Source organism: Mesorhizobium sp. CA16 (assembly GCF_020165175.1).
In the GTDB taxonomy this organism is placed as follows: Bacteria; Pseudomonadota; Alphaproteobacteria; order Rhizobiales; family Rhizobiaceae; genus Mesorhizobium.
Genome location: NZ_JAIUHP010000017.1, coordinates 42,421 through 58,663 on the forward strand (window position 1 = coordinate 42,421; position 16,243 = coordinate 58,663).

Sequence of the window (16,243 nt, forward strand, 5' to 3'; positions counted from 1 at the left end):
GTAACTATATCAGACGACCAGCGCCTTGTCGCGCCACAGACGAAATCCACCCTCGAAAGCGCGAGTGTTGTCGCCGCGCCGGGATTTTTCCGGCAATTGATCGAGCTTGTCGACATTGCCGCCGCCGATCACGACATAGTCCGGCTGCAAGGCGGCGCGAAGCCTGTCGACAACGTCGAAAACGTATTTGCGCCACTTCTTCTTCCCGTGCTTCACCAAGCCGCGTTCGCCGACATAATCCTCGAAAGTCGCTCCCTTCTTGTAGGGCAGATGGGCGAGCTCCATGGGCTGGCCGACATTCTTGATGATCATGGCGGCGCCCAGGCCCGTGCCCAGGCCGAGGAACAGCATGCGGCCGCCGTCATAGCTGCCGATCGCCTGCATCAGCGCGTCGTTGACGAGCTTCACCGGCTTGCCGAAAGCGGCGGTGAAATCATAGCCGTTCCAGCCCTTGCCGAGATTGAAGGGATCGAGCGAGGGCTTGTTGTCGCGCACAGGGCCGGGATAACCCATCGAGATGACGTCGTAGTCCAGGCCCTCGGCCAGTTTCTTGACCGACGAGACGACCTGGTCCGGAGTCAGGTTCGGGCCGGACGCGACGCGGCGCATCTCGCCGCCTGCGCTGGTGAGGATCTTCACATGCGAGCCGCCGACATCGACGGTGAGCACGATCGGATCGCCGGTCGCCGCGGCTTTCTTTGCTGCCTTCGCCATCCGTCCTCCCCGAAAATTATTTGCTCGGATTGATCCAGCCGTCGGGTGGGCCGAAGCCGTTCATGGCATCGACCGGCCCCCAGGTCTTGGGCGCATAGATTGCCGGCGCCGCGGTGTCGCCGAGCACCGGGCCGACGATGCGCCAGGCAAGCTCGGCCGCGTCCTGGCGCGTGAAGAGCTGGCCATTGCCGTTCATGGCGTCGCCGATCAGCCGCTCATAGGGCGGCATGTCGCCCTTGGTGTCGTCGAGCGCGGTTAGCTCCACCTGCTCGCCGATCATGTCGTCGCCGGCGACCTTGCGCTGGGCGCCGATCGAGATCGCCACCTGCGGGTCGATGCGGAAGCGCACATAATTGGCGTCGCCCGGCTTGATCGGGTCGAAGACGTCGAGCGGCGGCCGCTTCATACGCACGATCACCTCGGTGGCGTGCACCGGCATGTTCTTGCCGGCGCGAATGAAGAAAGGCACGTCCCGCCAGCGCCAGGTGTCGACGAAGAAGCGCACCGCGGCGAAGGTCTCGACCGGCGAGTTGGGCCTGACGCCCGGCTCGGCCAGATAGCCGTCGAATTGGCCGCGCACGACATCGTCCTTGGTCAGCGTGCGGATCGCGCGCAGCACCTGCACCTTCTCGTCGATCAGGTCGTCGGCCGAGCGGCCGACCGGCGGCTCCATGGCCAAAAGCAACAGGATGTTGAGCAGGTGGTTTTCGATCACGTCGCGGATGCAGCCGACATCGTCATAGAATTTGCCGCGGCCCTCGACGCCGAAATCCTCGGCCATGGTGATCTGCACGCTCTCGACGAAATTGCGGTTCCAGATCGGCTCGAGGAAGGAGTTGGCGAAGCGGAAATAGAGCAGGTTCTGGATCGCTTCCTTGCCGAGGTAATGGTCAATGCGGAAGATCGACTGCTCGTCGAACACCAGATGCAGCACCCGGTTCAGCCAGCGCGCCGACTGCAGGTCGTGGCCGAACGGCTTTTCCACCATCAGCCGCGCGCCGCGCGCGGTGCCGGACTGCTCCAGCCCTTGCACGACCGTCTCGAACATTGTCGGGGGAACGGCCATGTAGTGCAGCGGCCGCTGCGCGGAACCCAGCGCCGTCTTCAGCTTCTCGAAGGTCGCGCCGTCGCGGTAGTCGCCGCTGACATAGCGCAGCAGCGAGGCGAGCTTGGAAAAGACCTTGTCGTCGACACGGCCAAGCGCGGTGACGATGCCGTCGCGCGCACGGTCCACCAGCTTGGGGAGCTCCCAAGGCTCGAAGGCGACGCCGATCACCGGCTCGCTCAGCGTGCCTTTGGCGACCATCTGGTAGAGCGCCGGGAAAATCTTTTTGTGCGCAAGATCGCCGGTCGCTCCGAAAAGCACCAGCGTGTCGGACCTCTCCTGGCTCATGCAGTCTCTCCCCTCACGCGCCGGTCTTCGGCTTCTCGACATGGCCGCCGAAGGCATAGCGCATGGCGGACAGAAGCTTGTCGGCGAATTGCGATTCGCCCTGGGAAGAGAAGCGGTCGAACAGCGCCGAGGACAGCACCGGCGCCGGGACGCCAGTGTCGATCGCCGCCTTCAGCGTCCAGCGGCCTTCGCCGGAATCGGAGACACGGCCGCCGAACTGGGCGAGGGCCGGGTCGTTCTTCAGCGCGCCGGCGGTGAGATCGAGCAGCCAGGAGCCGATGACGCTGCCGTGCCGCCAGACCTCGGCGACCTGCGGCAGGTCGATGTCGAACTGATAATATTGCGGATTTTCGAGCGGGCTGGTCTCGGCGTCCGCTATCCTGGACCGCTTGCCGGCATTGGCCGACTTCAGGATGTTCATGCCCTCGGCATAGGCTGCCATCACGCCATATTCGATGCCGTTATGTACCATCTTGACGAAGTGGCCGGCGCCGCTCGGCCCGCAGTGAAGATAACCGAAGGGCGCGGTGCCGGCATCCTTGGGCGGGTTGGCGCCCGCATCGGCTCCAGGCGCCAGCGTGGCAAAGACCGAATCGAGATGCTTCACAGCGTCATCGGGGCCGCCGATCATCAGGCAATAGCCGCGCTCCAGGCCCCAGACGCCGCCGCTGGTGCCGACATCGACGAAGTTGATGCCCTTAACCGCCAGCTTGGCCGCCTGGTCGACGGCATCATGGTAGTAGGAATTGCCGCCGTCGATGATGATGTCGCCCGGCTCCATCAGCGCCGCCACCTGGTCGACGATCCTGCCCGTGATCGCGGCCGGCAGCATCAGCCAGGCGCAGCGCGGCTTGGCGAGCTTGGCGACGAACTCCTCCAGCGAGGCGGCACCGACCGCGCCGTCCTTGACCATGCCGGCGACGCTTGCCGAATTGATGTCATAGACGACGCATTCATGGCCGTCGCGCATCAGGCGCCGCACCATGTTGGCGCCCATCCTGCCCAGTCCCATCATTCCGATCTGCATGGTTTCATCCCGATTGCTTGAGGAAGGAGAAGTACAATGGCCCTGCTGGATCACGATTGGGCGCCAACGCCGACGCTGAAGTCGACATTCTCCCAACGCATCGCCCCGGGCCAGAAAAAAGTGAAGAGGATGGTGGTTCCCGGCTGCAGGCGGTTAACGGGCAAATCCACCAGGTGAATGCCGAACGCATTCTCGGTTGTCTTACTGTTCTGCACGGTCAGCCATTTGTCGCTGCTCCAATGGACGACCCCGGGCGCCGACAATTCGACGCGCAGCGCCTTGCCGGCCGGAATGGAGCGGATCTTGTGGTTGAAGCGCCAGATCCTAAGCGGCGAGACCGTCTGGCCCTTGATGTAGCGTTCGACGCCCTGGGGCGGCAGGTCGAAGACGGCGCCGTCGCGCAGCGAGCGCAACAGCTTGATGTGCTCGGCATGCGCCCAGACCAGCGGCATGGCGCTGCCCGAAGGGGCGCCCAGCCGCAATTCGCGGTCTGGCATGTCGGGGCGATCCCAGACCTGCTCCGGCAGGAAGCCGCCGACGCCGGCCGAACGTTCGAAAGTCTCAAGGAGCTGCGCCGCCCTGTCCCCGCGGCCGGCTGCCAGCTCGTAATGGGCGCGCTCGCCGGCAAGCAGCGGCCACGGCCGGCCCCGGCCGGTGCCGTCGAAAGGCGAGCCGTCCTCGTGCTCGCCATAGCCGTCGCCGGTATAGCGGTACCAGAGCGGCCCCTGCGGCAACTGGCAGCGCAGCTCGGCGTCGATGGCCTTGACGGTGTTGACGATGCGCGGATCGTCCGCGGCCCTCAGGCCGAAGCGGACCAGCGCCAGCGCATCCGGGCTGATGATCGCCTCGGCGGGCTTGTCGGTGTCGCCCGGCGGCCGGTTCTTGATCGGCACGAAGCCGTCCTTCGGAGACGCGGCGCCGCTATTGTCGGGCGGCGCGATGCGGACGTAATATCCGTCGGTTCCTGCCCTGGCGCTTGCCTGCGTGCCGGTGACATAGGTCCAGCGCTCGACCTGGTCGTTCCAGCAATCGGCGATCTCGCGCAGATAGTTTGCCGGCTCATTCTTGCCGCAAGCGTCGAGCATATCGGCCGCTGCAAGCAGGCCCGCTATTTCCACGGCCAGTGTGAAAGGGCTGTAGCCGGCATCCTCTTCCCAGCGATCCTGGCCGGTGACCGGGCCGTTGCGCACGACATAGGCGGCCGCGTTCTCGATCATGCCCATGAAGTCGGCGAGCTTCGCCTTCGGCAGATGGCCGGCACGGCGCAAGGCATCGGCGAGCAGCAGCGGAAAGGCGCATTCATCCATCTGGATGCCGGGCCAATAGGCGGTGCCGTCGGACCAGCAATTTTGCGGCCAATGGCCGTCCGGCTGCTGGATCGAACGCAGATAGGCGAGGATCTGCAGCGCCTGCCTGCCGTCGCCGGCCGCCAGGAAACCGCCAGCCGTCTCGACCAGGTCGCGCGGCCAGATGAGGTGATAGCCGCCGAGATCGTCGTCGCCCTTGTTGAAACCCCAGGGGATCGACAGGCTGGCGACCGCGGCGCCGGGCCCGGCTACCGACAGATGCGTCGCCAGCACCGCGGTGCTGGCGCGGTAGGTGTTCAGGCCGGAGGCGCCGCGGCGGTCGAGTTTTTCCAACCCTGCCTGAAATGTCCGCCAGTTCTCGACATAAGTCTTCGCGGCCGGCTCGAAACCCTGTTGCAGACTTGCAAGCGCAAGGTCGGCGGCTTCCTCCGGCGAAGCGCCGAAGCCGAGCGCCAGCAAGGCAACCGTCCTGCCGGCCGAAAAGCCGATCTCGCCGGTCAGCGCGACATTGCCGTTTTCCGCCGCCAAGCAGGATGGATCGAGCGCGCCGTTGTCGTGCAGTTGCTGCCAGCCGTCGGAAAAGCCGACATAGCCGGCCGCGCAGGCGCCCCAGGGCAAAGAGGAGGCGAGCGCCAGCGACACGCCGCGCCCTGTGGCGAAGAGAAGGCGCTGTCCCTTGTGCTCGCCGATCCAGGCCGTATTGCCCATGCCGGCATTGACGAGGTGCGGCGCAAGCAGCGCGTAGACGCGATAATCAACCAGCGAGCCCTTGATCGCGCTGAAATGCACTTCCTGCAGCAGCACAGGTCGTTTCGAATCCGTAACGATGCGCTTGTCGATCCGGTAAGCGCCGTCGGAGGCGATGTTGGTCAGCCGGTAGCCAGGCACCCCGTCCTCGAAAGGGTCGACAGTGTGGGCCGCATCGCGCTTCTCTTCGGAAAAACAACCGCCGGGGCCGGTGACGATCAGCCCCAGGTCGCGCGTGCAGGCGCTGTCGAGGTGCGGATAATAGATTTCATTCAGGATGCCGTGGCTGGTGGTGAACCAGAGCGGGCTTTTTGCCGAAAGCGCGGTTCCGACGCCACTCTTGGCACTTGACGTCCAGCGCGCCGGAATTCCGGGCGCGCCTTTAGCAACGGTCGGCGTCACTGCCATGCACTGGCCTCCTGCCGCGTTCCTAGACAGGAGTCGCCATCTTTTCAATTGCCGCACCGCAAGTTGATCGAGCAGTGCCAATGGTTTGGAGTTGACAGCTTGCGGTTCCTCTGAATTTGTCTGACAATAGATAAAAAACAGAGATTTCGTGTTAACAGCAGCAACCTCGGGAGGAACCGACATGAAGAAACTGCTCGTATTGAGTGCATTTGCGGCGATGCTCGCCTCGGGCACCGCGCTTGCCGACACCAGCGGCAAGAAGATCGCCTTCTCCAACAATTATGCCGGCAATTCGTGGCGCCAGGCGATGCTCGACAGCTATGCGATCGTCACCAAGAAGGCGGTCGAGGACAAGGTGGTCGCGGCAGCGGATGTCTTCACCACCGCCGACAAGGAAGTGCCGACTCAGGCCGCCCAGGTGCAGAACCTGATCCTGCAGGGCTATGACGCCATCGTCATCAACGCCGCGTCGCCCGATGCGCTCAATGGCGCCATCAAGCAGGCCTGCGATGCCGGTATCGTCGTCGTCTCCTTCGACGGCATCGTGACCGAGCCTTGCGCCTATCGCGTCGTCGTCGACTTCAAGGACATGGGCAAGCAGGAAGTCGAGCAGATGGCCAAATTCCAGCCCAAGGGCGGCAATCTGCTGGAAATCCGCGGTCTCGCCGGCACCTCGATCGACGATGCCATCCATGCCGGTATCCTCGAGGGCGTTGCCGCCCATCCCGAGTTCAAGATCGTCGGTTCGGTGACGGGCGACTGGGACCAGACGACGGCGCAGAAGGCGGTGGCGACCATCCTGCCGTCGTTGCCGGATGTCGTCGGCATCGTCGACCAGGGCGGCGACGGCTATGGCGCCGCGCAGGCCTTCGCCGCGGCCGGCAAGCCACGCCCGACCATCATCATGGGCAACCGGCAGGACGAGCTGAAGTGGTGGAAGGAGCAGAAGGAGAAGGACGGCTACAAGACCTGGTCGGCCTCGATCGCGCCCGGCGTGTCGACGCTGGCCTTCTGGGTGGCGCAGCAGGTGCTCGACGGCCGCAAGGACATCCCGCATGACCTCCTGGTGCCCTATCTCGCCTTCACCCAGGACGATTTCGAGGCCGCGCTGCCGAAGATCAAGGAAGGCGGCGTCGCCACGCACGAATACACGCAGGAAGAAGCTATCGCGGCGATCAAGGCCAACATCAAGCAATAGCGGTGGGCACATTGCGGTCCGCATCGCCAACCGGATAAAGTTGAGGATGCTTCAGGCTATTGCGGATATCGTCAGGCTCAACGGCGCCGAAAAGCATTTCGGCGCCGTTCGGGCGCTTAACGGCGTCGACTTCCATGTCGGCGCGGGCGAATGCGTCGGGCTGGTCGGGCATAACGGCGCCGGCAAGTCGACGCTCATGCACATGGTGGCCGGCACGCTGCGGCCGGATGGCGGGCAGATCGCCGTGCGCGGCAATCAGGAAGCGAGCTATTCGGTGGCGCGCGCGCTGGAGCTTGGCATACGCTGCGTCTTCCAGGAGCTGTCGCTCTGCCCCAATCTCAGCGTCGCCGAGAATACCCGTATCAATCACCCCGCGCTCACCGGTTTCGGCTGGCGGCGCCGGGCCGCCGACCTCATCCGCGCCAAGCTGGACGAGATCTTCCCGGACCACGGCATTTCAGCGGACGACATCGCCGGCGACCTCTCGATCGGGCGGCGCCAGATGGTCGAGGTGGCGCGCGCCTTCACGCTGACCCGCGAGCCCCTGCATCTGGTCATCCTCGACGAGCCGACCTCGTCGCTCGACGCGCATACGGCGGGCCAGCTGCTTTCATTCGTGCGCCGCTTCGTGGCGGCCGGAGGCAGCTGCATCCTGATCTCGCATGTGCTGGGCGAGGTGCTGCAGAACGCCGACCGCATCGTGGTGATGCGCGACGGCAAGGTGGTCGCCGCCGACGCCGCGAGCGCGTTCGACCGCGACAGGCTGGTCGCGGCCATGGGCGGCGCCGAGGGACATCACAAAGCCGCCGCCGAGGCCCGCAAGACCGAGCCAGGAGCGCTCAGGGTGCGGGCACGCCCGGCCAGGCAGCAGGACGGCAAGGAGCTTGTCGCGCGCGCAGGCGAGATCATCGGCCTTGCGGGACTTGCCGGCCATGGCCAGACGGATCTTCTGCTGGCGATCTTCTCGGCCGCCTCGCGCGCCAGGACCGGCATCGAGGTCACCGCGCCGGTGGCATTGGTCGCCGGCGACCGCCAGTCGGACGGCATCTTTTCGCAATGGTCGATCGCGCAGAATATCGGCATCCGCTCGCTGGCGCGGCTGCGCAACGGGCTGCTGATCTCGCCGCAGCGCGAGGCCGAGCTTGCCGAATTCTGGAAAAAGAAGATCGGCATCCGCACGCCGGACATGAACAACAACATCTATTCGCTGTCGGGCGGCAACCAGCAGAAGGCGCTGTTTGCCCGCGCGCTCGGCTCCGACGCAGAGATCGTGCTGATGGACGACCCGATGCGCGGCGTCGATATCGGCACCAAGCTCGAAGTCTACGACCTGGTGCGCGAGGAGGCCGCCAAGGGCCGCACCTTCCTCTGGTACACGACCGAGACCGAGGAGCTCGACAATTGCGACCATGTCTACGTCTTCAAGAACGGCCGGATCGTCGCCAATCTTGGGCGCGACGAGCTGACGGAGGAAAAGATCATCCAGTCCTCGTTCGGCGATGCGGCCTGAGATGACGGCGATCGCCCCCGGCACCGTTCCGAAAGCCTCCCCGCGCGGCAGCGCCGCCCGGGCGCGCATGCTGCGCGGCCTTTTGCCGGCTTTGTCGCTGGCGCTGGTGCTGATTGCGATTGCCTGGCTCAACCCGCGCGCCATCAGCTATTTCGGCTTCAACCTGATGCTCAACCTGGCGATCCCGATCGCGCTGGCGACGATCGCACAGATGTTCGTCATCGCCGGCAACGAGCTCGACCTGTCGATAGGGACGTTCGTCGGCTTCGTCGGCTGCGTCACCGCGACATGGCTGCGGGACGCGCCGCTCCTCGGCATTCTCGTGCTCATGGGCTCGATCGGCGTCTATGCATTGCTGGGCGCGCTGATCCACCTGCGCAATTTGCCTTCGATCGTGGTGACGCTCGGCATGAGCTTCGTCTGGCAGGGGCTTGCGATCCTGATCCTGCCCAAGCCCGGCGGCAAGGCGCCGGACTGGCTGCTGTCGATCCTGTCGTTCAAGCCGCCCTACATTCCGTTCCCGATCCTTGCCGCGCTGCTGATCGCCGCGGTCGTGCATTTCGGCCTGATGCGCACGTCCTACGGCGTCATCCTGCGCGGCTCAGGCGGCAATGCCGCGGCGCTGAGGCGCGCCGGCTGGTCGCTGCTCAAGACCAAGATCGTGCTGTTCGCGCTGACCGGCCTGTTCGGCGTTCTGTCCGGCATGGCGCTGATCGGCATCACTACCTCGGCCGACGCCAATATCGGCAATGGCTATACGCTGCTTTCGATCGCCGGCGTCATTCTCGGCGGCGGCGAGTTCGTCGGCGGCAGGGTGTCGCCGATCGGCGCCGTCCTTGGCGCGCTGACGCTGGCCTTGGCCGCCTCGCCGCTCTTGACCTTCATGCACATCCCGCCCGACTGGCAGGTGGCCGCCAACGGAGCGATCCTGATCATCGTGCTGGCGGCGCGGGTGCTGATCAGCCGCAGGGAGCGGTGAGCGATGACCTCGGTGCGGACGCTGCTTGAAAAACCCTGGATCTGGTCGTTCGTCGGCGCTCTGGTCGTCTGGCTGGCCACGATTGCCTTTACAGGCGGCTACGGCGCCGGAGGCATGGTCACGGCAGCACTTTCGCTCGCCGTCTTCACCGTCATCGTCGGCGTCGGCCAGATGTTCGTCATCACGCTGGGACCCGGCAATGTCGACCTGTCGCTGCCAGCCAATATCGGGCTGGCAAGCGCGGTCGCCATGAAAGTGATGGGCGGCAGCGACGCCATGATCGTCGTCGGGCTGCTTGCCGCACTCGCCTGCGGCGCCGCGATCGGCGCAATCAACTATCTCTTGATCTGGGCGCTGCGCATCCCGCCGATCATCGCGACGCTGTCGGCGAGCTTCATCATCCAGTCGGTCGACATCAGCTATGGCCGCGGCCTGCAGATCAAGCCGCCGCCGGGCTTTGCCGACTTCACCAACTGGCAGGTGCTGGGCATTCCGGCGCTGGCGATGCTGACGGTCGTCTTCACCATCGGCGCCGCGCTGGCGCTGCAGCGCATGATCTACGGCCGCTCGGTGCTGGCGATCGGCCAGAACATCCGCGCCGCCTGGCTTGCCGGCGTCAATGTCGGCCGCATCCGCTTCCTCACCTACACGCTGTGCGGCGCGCTGGGCGGCATCGACGGGGCGCTGCTTGCCGGCTATTTCCGCGGCGCCAATGTCGATATCGGCAACGAATACCTGCTCGCCTCGATCGCGGTCGTGGTCATCGGCGGCACCTCGGTCGCTGGCGGCAAGGCCAATGTGCCGGGCGTCTGGGGCGCCGGCCTGTTCCTGGTGCTCCTGCTCACCATGCTCAACACGTTCGGCGTCAGCGCCGGCGTGCGGCTGGTGCTGACCGGGCTGATCATCGTCGGGGTGATCACGGCGGCCGGCGGCGAGAAGGCCGTTCGGTAGCCTTATTTGGCTGTCTTGGCCCGCGCGATCGCGTCGACGATCATCTTCTTGGCATATTTGGAATCGTGCCAGCCCTCGATCTTGACCCATTTGCCGGGCTCGAGATCCTTGTAGTGCTCGAAGAAGTGCTGCACCTGCTGGCGCGTGATCTCAGGCAGATGCGTGTATTCGGTGACGTTCTCGTAGCGCAGCGTCAGCTTGGGCGAGGGAACGGCGATCACCTTCTCGTCCTGGCCGGCATTGTCTTCCATGATCAAGACGCCGATCGGCCGTACATTGATGACGCAGCCCGGCACCAGCGCCCGGGTGTTGCAGACCAGAACGTCGATCGGGTCGCCGTCGCCCGACAGCGTGTGCGGCACGAAGCCGTAATTGCCGGGATAGCGCATCGAGGTGTGCAGGAAGCGGTCGACGAACAGGGTGCCGGCCTCCTTGTCCATTTCATATTTGATCGGCTCGCCGCCGATCGGCACCTCGATGATGACGTTGACGTCCTCAGGCGGGTTCTTTCCTGTGGGCACGGCTTCGATACGCATGGCTAAAATCCCTCTCTCGATTGCAAGACCGATAGCGGGCGAAACGTCATGGTGCAATGCGGCGAATGGCACTGAACGCCAATGGAAGCGCACAGTTTGTGATGGATTGTAACCTAGGCGACGTCAGTCATTCCAGACGAAAGCCACTTTCTTGAGCGCCTTCTGCTCGAAGACTTCAACGCCTTCGGCAATATCGCGGCCGCCATTGCCGGCGTAGAAGGCCAAGGCGTTGTGATTGTCCTCCAGCGCCCAGACCACGAGGCCGCGCAGGCCGTGGTCGGCGAGCCGGGCCTTGGCCGCCTTGAACAGCCGGCTGCCGAGCCCGATGCCCTGATATTCCGGACGAAGATAGAGCTCGTAGATCTCACCCTGCTGCCTGAGCTCGCGGGCGCGGTTCTTGCCGATCGTGGCATAGCCGGCGACGGTTCCGCCGATCTCGACGACCAGCACGGTGGCGGCGCGGCGAATCGCGTTGGCCCACCAGTCGACGCCGCGACGGTTGATCATCGAGGTCAGCGTTCGATGCGGGATGATGCCGGAATAGGCGCCGCGCCAGGCCTGCTGATGCACCTCGGCGATGGCGCTCGCGTCGCGCGGCTCTGCCTTCCGGATGTCGATCGTCAGCGTGTTCATGATTGGTTAACCATAAACCCGCATCGGGCGATTGCAAAGAGTCCGCCAACACGCCTCCGCGCTTTCGCACAGGCGAAAGGTGCGTTCGCCGACGAGGCGTCAAGAGCCGGATGATTTCAGGTCGAATCGACCTGAAATCTGAATCCGTCTCTAAATCCAAGAGATAGAGCATGATGTCGCCCGAAAACCGCCTCACACTTTTCGGCATCATGCTCTAGTCAGATTTCGACGAGATGATCATCGAGCTCGTTGGTGTCGCCTTCGGTGACCGGGAAATGCTCGGCGAGCACCGCGCCGACCGTACCGATAGCCTTGACGAAGCCGTCGGCCAGCCGGTCGTCACCGGCATGTTTGGTCAGGTCGCCCACCACGCCGTCCCAGACATGCTGGCCGACCTTGGCGTCGATGCCGGAGTCGGCGACGACCTCGGCATAGCGCTCGGCAATGGAGACGAAGATGAGCACGCCGGTGCGCGCGCTCGTGCGGTGGACGTTGCGGGCCAGGAACTGCTTCATCGCATTGGCGTGCGCCGCCTGATAGCGCAGCCTTCTCGGCACGAAATGAATGCGCAAAGTGGGCAGGAACCAGAGCAAAACGAGCACCGAGGCCAGCGCCAGCGCTTGCGCCAGCACGAAATGCGGCAGCCGTATGGACAGCCACCATGCCTCCAGCCCATAGGCGACGGCAAGGCTGGTGACGAACACGCCGATCGTTGTGGTGAACGCGGCCGGAAAGAAGTAGCCGTCGCTGGCCCGAGCGACGACACAGTAGATCTCGCCGTCGGTCTTCAACTCGGCGGTGCGGATCGCTTCGGCGATGCGGTCATGGTCCTCGGCGCTGATCGGTCGCGTTGCCATGATGCCTCACCAGCTTCCCGAGGAGCCGCCGCCGCCCGACGAGCCGCCGCCGCCTGAAAATCCGCCGCCGCCGCCTCCCGAGGACCAGCCCCCGCCGCCGGACGACCAACCGCCACCACCCGACGACCAGCCACCCGAGGAAGAGCGCCGGTTCTGATTGAAGGTCATGCCGAGCCAGCGATAGCGGCCGGGTCCGATCTTCTGACCGAAGATCGGCGGCAGCACCGTCATCGCGATGCCGCCGAAGAAGATCAGCGCCCAGATGGTGATGAAGATGGCGAAGAACAGGTCGTCTGAATTGAACGGCGCCTGCTCGTTGCGCTTGCCGCGCGCTTCCAGCTCCTCCGGATTGCCCTCCAGGACCATGATCATGTCGTCGACGGCCTTGGTGATGCCGCCGGAGAAGTCTCCGGCGCGGAAGGCCGGCACCATGTCGTTCTCGATGATCAGCTTGGTGTGCAGGTCGGTCAGCGTGCCTTCCAGCCCGTAGCCGACCTCGATGCGCATCTTGCGGTCGATGGGCGCCACCAGCAGCAGCACGCCGTTATTTTCCTTGGCCTGGCCGAGCTTCCAGAAGCGGAACAGCCGGTTGGCGTAGGGCTCGATCTCCTCGCCGCCGAGGCTGGGTATGGTGGCGACGACGATCTGGTCGGAGCCTTTTGTCTCGAAGTCGGCGAGCTTCTGCGTCAGCGCCGCGCGCGTGCCGGCATCGATGATGCCGGCATTGTCGACGACGCGGCCGGTGAGAGCGGGCAGGTCGGCGGCAAGGGCTGCGAGGGGGAGGAGGAGAAAGGCAAGAAGGCCAAGATAGACGAGGTAGCCGCGAGGCACCCCCCTCTGGCCTGCCGGCCATCTCCCCCGCAAGGGGGGAGATTGATAGCCTCGTCGCCGGTTTTCTCTTTCAGAGGCTGAAAGTTGGCGAAAGCGCGGATGACGGCTGATCTCCCCCCTTGCGGGGGAGATGTCCGGCAGGACAGAGGGGGGTGTGAAGGAACTCAAGGCCTGCAAGCTCGATTAATTTTCAGCCGAGTTTCTCACCCGCCCTGCTTGGTGCTCGTGCCGAAATCGACCTTCGGCACCTGCATCTTGTCTTCCTCGACGGTGAAGTTGGCGAAGGGCTCGTTGCCGCGGAACCAGAAGGTCGCCCACAGCACGGACGGGAAGGTCTTCAGGGTCAGATTATAGTCCCTGACCGCCTGGATGTAATCGCGCCGCGCCACCGCGATGCGGTTCTCGGTGCCTTCGAGCTGCGCCTGCAGCGCGAGAAAATTCTGGTTCGCCTTGAGGTCGGGATAGGCTTCCGACACCGCGATCAGCCGCGACAGCGCGCTGGTCAGGCCGGCCTGGGCATCCTGGAACTTCTTCAGCGCCTCGGGGTCTTTCAGCGTGTCGGGCGTCACCGTGATCTGCGTTGCCTTGGCGCGCGCCTGGACGACTGCGTCGAGCGTATCCTTTTCATGCGAGGCATAGCCCTTCACCGTCTCGACCAGGTTCGGGATCAGGTCGGAACGGCGCTGATATTGGTTGAGCACCTCGCTCCAGGCCGCATGCGCGTTCTCTTCCGCCGTCGGGATGGTGTTGTAACCGCAGCCGCCAAGCAGCGGCAGCACGAAAACCATCATCAGGAAGGCGGCAAGGCTGCGGAAGGGGGAGGCTAGTGAGAGGCGCTCGGCAATCATGATTGGTCCCTCGACAGAAGTTGCGCGCGAAGCATTACCACAATCCACGCGTAAGAAAATGTCCGGCCGATGACGCCTGCTCCGGCTCGGGCGAGAGCCCCTGTGAATAGTCGAGCGAACAGGATTTCATCTTCTTGTCTGACGCAATTCCGGTCGGAAGGCTGCGGCGAAGTAAGCCGAGCCTAAACGCTTCGCACTTTTCCGGGAATTGCTCTAAGGTCCGGGCAGGAAAGGGCAATTGCCATGGCCGAGCGCCAAGATGACGAGACCGAATCGCGCCGCATCCTCGAACGCGTAGCGCGCGAGACAACGCCGGGCGGCGCGTCGTTCATCGTCCGCACGGGGAAGGACGCGCGCGACCGCGTGACCGCCGGCGACACCGACCGCACCGATCCCATCGAATATTGGGGTACCCGCATTGGCCGAACGCTCGGCTTCCTCATTGCCATTGGGCTATTGGCCTGGCTGGTGTATGCCGCAACGCGTGGCGGCTAGGAACAGATTTCCATGAGTGCAGAAAAAATCGACGCGCCGCGCGCGGTCATCGTCATCTCCAGCCATGTCGCCCGCGGCTCGGTCGGCAACCGCGCCGCCGTCTTCGCGCTGGAGACGCTGGGCTTCCCGGTCTGGGCGGTGCCGACCGTCATCCTGCCCTGGCATCCGGGCCACAGCCGGGCCACGCGCATCGTTCCGCCGCTCGATCAGTTCAAGGCGCTGATGGCCGATCTCGAGCGCGCGCCCTGGTTGGGCGAGGTGCGGGCCGTGCTGTCGGGCTATCTCGGCGAGGCCGGCCAGGCCGACGCAGTCGCCTCGCTGGTCGCCGCCGTCAAGGAAAAGACGCCGAACGCGCTTTACATCTGCGATCCGGTGATGGGCGATTCGGGCGGGCTCTATGTGCCCGAGCCGACGGCGGCCGCCATGCGCGACAAATTGATGCCGATCGCGGATATCGCCACGCCCAACCGCTATGAGCTGGAATGGATGGCGGGCGCGCCGCTGCCCGACATCAAGGCGGTGACGGCGGCGGCACTTCACGCCGGCCCTTCGACCATGCTGGTGACCTCGGCGCCCGCGATAATGGCGGGCGGCACCGGCAATTTCCTGCTCGACGGCAGCCAGGCGCTGCTTGCCGAGCACCGCGTGATCGAGAAGCCGCCGAACGGGTTGGGCGACCTGACTGCGGCCGTCTATCTGGCGCGCGTTCTGTCCGGCCAGCCGCCGGTCAAGGCGCTGCAATCGACCACCGCCGCCGTCTACGAGATCCTCGCCCGCACCGCGAAGCGAGGCGGCGACGAGCTGCAGCTCGAAACCGACGCGCAGAGCCTGTCGCACCCCATGGCCATGGTGCAGTTGCGCCATCTCCTGCATCCGGGGCGGGACAAGCGGGCGTGAAGCTCGCAGGCATCGACGGCTGCAAGGCCGGCTGGATCGCCGTCCACCGCGAAGCGGACGCCGCGCCGTCGGTCTCGGTCTTCCCGAGCTTCCAGGCGCTGCTCGACGCGCTGCCGGATGCAACGATCGCCGTCGACATGCCGATCGGCCTGCCGGATTTTTCGCGCAAGGGAGGCCGCGGGCCGGAGGCGCTGGTGCGGCCGCTGCTCGGGGCGCGGCAATCCAGCGTGTTCGCCATCCCTTCGCGGGCGGCGCTCTATGCCGATACCAGCGACTTCACCACGATCGAGGCCTGGTATGCGGCGCATCGGCTGGCAAGCGCGACGGCATTGGCAACGTCGGATCCGCCGCGCGGCGTTTCCGTCCAGGCTTTCGGCATCTTTGCCAAAATCCGCGAGATCGATCAGCTGTTGATCTCGCGGCCCGATTTGCGTGGCCGCATCTTCGAATCGCATCCGGAAGTGGCGTTCTGCCGGCTGAACGGCGGCACGGCGATGGCCTTGCCGAAGAAGATCAAGGGAGCGGTCAACCCGGCCGGCATGGAGGAGCGCAAGGCACTGCTTTGCCGGCACGGCTACGGCAAAGTCTTTCTCGATCAGGCGCCGCCACGAGGCGCGACGAGCGACGACTTCCTCGACGCCGCGGCCATGATGCTGATTGCCGGGCGTATCGCCGGCGGCGAGGCAAAACCTTCCCCAGATCCGCCATTGATCGATCGTTTCGGCATTCCCGTTGCCATCTGGGCCTGACGAAGCCATGAATGCCGCATCGCGATTGCGACGGGCTCATCCGCAATTCGGCATTGCTCGCGACCGACTTTTGCCGCTAGAGGCTTTGCCAGACTTCAGGCAGACATCGCTCGAACACCGACATTCGTGCCGCATCCAACCCGGAAAGGGCCCAGACGCCGCC

The 16,243-nt window shown here is 65.0% G+C and carries 16 protein-coding genes; 7 read left to right on the plus strand and 9 right to left on the minus strand.

Translation table 11 applies throughout. The features are described 5' to 3' along the window. Positions 1–9 precede the first annotated feature (9 nt). From LB525_RS22230 to LB525_RS22245, 4 genes are read right to left on the minus strand one after another with little or no spacing between them, the layout of a single operon-like run. Positions 10–714: an ROK family protein gene (locus LB525_RS22230; protein WP_224547156.1), complete on the minus strand. Its 705-nt coding sequence runs from the start codon at positions 712–714 to the stop codon at positions 10–12. Between the two features lie 16 nt (positions 715–730). Further along, a complete protein-coding gene (gene zwf / locus LB525_RS22235; protein WP_224547158.1) occupies positions 731–2,107 on the minus strand; it encodes a glucose-6-phosphate dehydrogenase in 1,377 nt (458 codons plus the stop codon). 13 nt (positions 2,108–2,120) lie between these two features. Continuing rightward, positions 2,121–3,134 carry a phosphogluconate dehydrogenase (NAD(+)-dependent, decarboxylating) gene (gene gnd, locus LB525_RS22240; protein WP_140544756.1) on the minus strand — a complete coding sequence of 338 codons (1,014 nt, stop codon included), beginning with the start codon at positions 3,132–3,134 and terminating at the stop codon, positions 2,121–2,123. A gap of 50 nt (positions 3,135–3,184) precedes the next feature. Next, positions 3,185–5,596, minus strand: coding sequence for a glucan 1,4-alpha-glucosidase (locus LB525_RS22245; protein WP_224547160.1), 2,412 nt, complete (start codon positions 5,594–5,596; stop codon positions 3,185–3,187). Between the two features lie 181 nt (positions 5,597–5,777). Here LB525_RS22245 and LB525_RS22250 point away from each other — a divergent pair, with 181 nt between their 5' ends. Genes LB525_RS22250 through LB525_RS22265 form a run of 4 tightly spaced genes read left to right on the plus strand, consistent with a single transcriptional unit; the run spans position 5,778 to position 10,234 of the window. Then, positions 5,778–6,794 (plus strand): ABC transporter substrate-binding protein, encoded by a 1,017-nt coding sequence (locus LB525_RS22250; protein WP_095769596.1) that lies wholly within the window; start codon positions 5,778–5,780, stop codon positions 6,792–6,794. Between the two features lie 46 nt (positions 6,795–6,840). Next, entirely contained in the window at positions 6,841–8,304 is a 1,464-nt protein-coding gene (locus LB525_RS22255) for a sugar ABC transporter ATP-binding protein (protein ID WP_224547163.1), read from the plus strand. A 1-nt stretch (position 8,305) separates the two neighbouring features. Continuing rightward, positions 8,306–9,283, plus strand: coding sequence for an ABC transporter permease (locus tag LB525_RS22260; protein WP_224547165.1), 978 nt, complete (start codon positions 8,306–8,308; stop codon positions 9,281–9,283). A 3-nt stretch (positions 9,284–9,286) separates the two neighbouring features. Continuing rightward, positions 9,287–10,234: an ABC transporter permease gene (locus tag LB525_RS22265; protein ID WP_224547166.1), complete on the plus strand. Its 948-nt coding sequence runs from the start codon at positions 9,287–9,289 to the stop codon at positions 10,232–10,234. Positions 10,235–10,236: 2 nt separating this feature from the next. On the opposite strand, the gene ppa is transcribed toward LB525_RS22265, so the two are convergent. The 5 genes from ppa to LB525_RS22290 all read right to left on the minus strand — a co-directional run bounded on the left by ppa (position 10,237) and on the right by LB525_RS22290 (position 13,939). Further along, positions 10,237–10,770, minus strand: coding sequence for an inorganic diphosphatase (ppa, locus tag LB525_RS22270; protein ID WP_095769600.1), 534 nt, complete (start codon positions 10,768–10,770; stop codon positions 10,237–10,239). A gap of 123 nt (positions 10,771–10,893) precedes the next feature. After that, a complete protein-coding gene (locus LB525_RS22275; RefSeq protein ID WP_040991512.1) occupies positions 10,894–11,403 on the minus strand; it encodes a GNAT family N-acetyltransferase in 510 nt (169 codons plus the stop codon). A gap of 218 nt (positions 11,404–11,621) precedes the next feature. Beyond that, positions 11,622–12,260, minus strand: a complete 639-nt coding sequence (locus LB525_RS22280) for a TPM domain-containing protein (RefSeq protein WP_224547169.1) — start codon at positions 12,258–12,260, stop codon at positions 11,622–11,624. Between the two features lie 6 nt (positions 12,261–12,266). Next, positions 12,267–13,124: a TPM domain-containing protein gene (locus LB525_RS22285; RefSeq protein ID WP_263492856.1), complete on the minus strand. Its 858-nt coding sequence runs from the start codon at positions 13,122–13,124 to the stop codon at positions 12,267–12,269. Positions 13,125–13,294: 170 nt separating this feature from the next. Further along, a complete protein-coding gene (locus tag LB525_RS22290; protein WP_224547190.1) occupies positions 13,295–13,939 on the minus strand; it encodes a LemA family protein in 645 nt (214 codons plus the stop codon). Positions 13,940–14,182: 243 nt separating this feature from the next. Here LB525_RS22290 and LB525_RS22295 point away from each other — a divergent pair, with 243 nt between their 5' ends. The 3 genes from LB525_RS22295 to LB525_RS22305 are packed head-to-tail and all read left to right on the plus strand — an operon-like array spanning position 14,183 to position 16,080. Next, the gene (locus LB525_RS22295; RefSeq protein ID WP_224547192.1) at positions 14,183–14,434 is read left to right on the plus strand and encodes a hypothetical protein; all 252 of its coding nucleotides are present in this window, start codon (positions 14,183–14,185) and stop codon (positions 14,432–14,434) included. Between the two features lie 12 nt (positions 14,435–14,446). Beyond that, positions 14,447–15,331, plus strand: coding sequence for a pyridoxal kinase PdxY (gene pdxY, locus LB525_RS22300; RefSeq protein ID WP_224547194.1), 885 nt, complete (start codon positions 14,447–14,449; stop codon positions 15,329–15,331). Next, entirely contained in the window at positions 15,328–16,080 is a 753-nt protein-coding gene (locus tag LB525_RS22305) for a DUF429 domain-containing protein (protein ID WP_224547197.1), read from the plus strand. The genes pdxY and LB525_RS22305 overlap by 4 nt, the downstream gene beginning before the upstream one ends. The last annotated feature ends 163 nt before the right edge of the window (positions 16,081–16,243 follow it).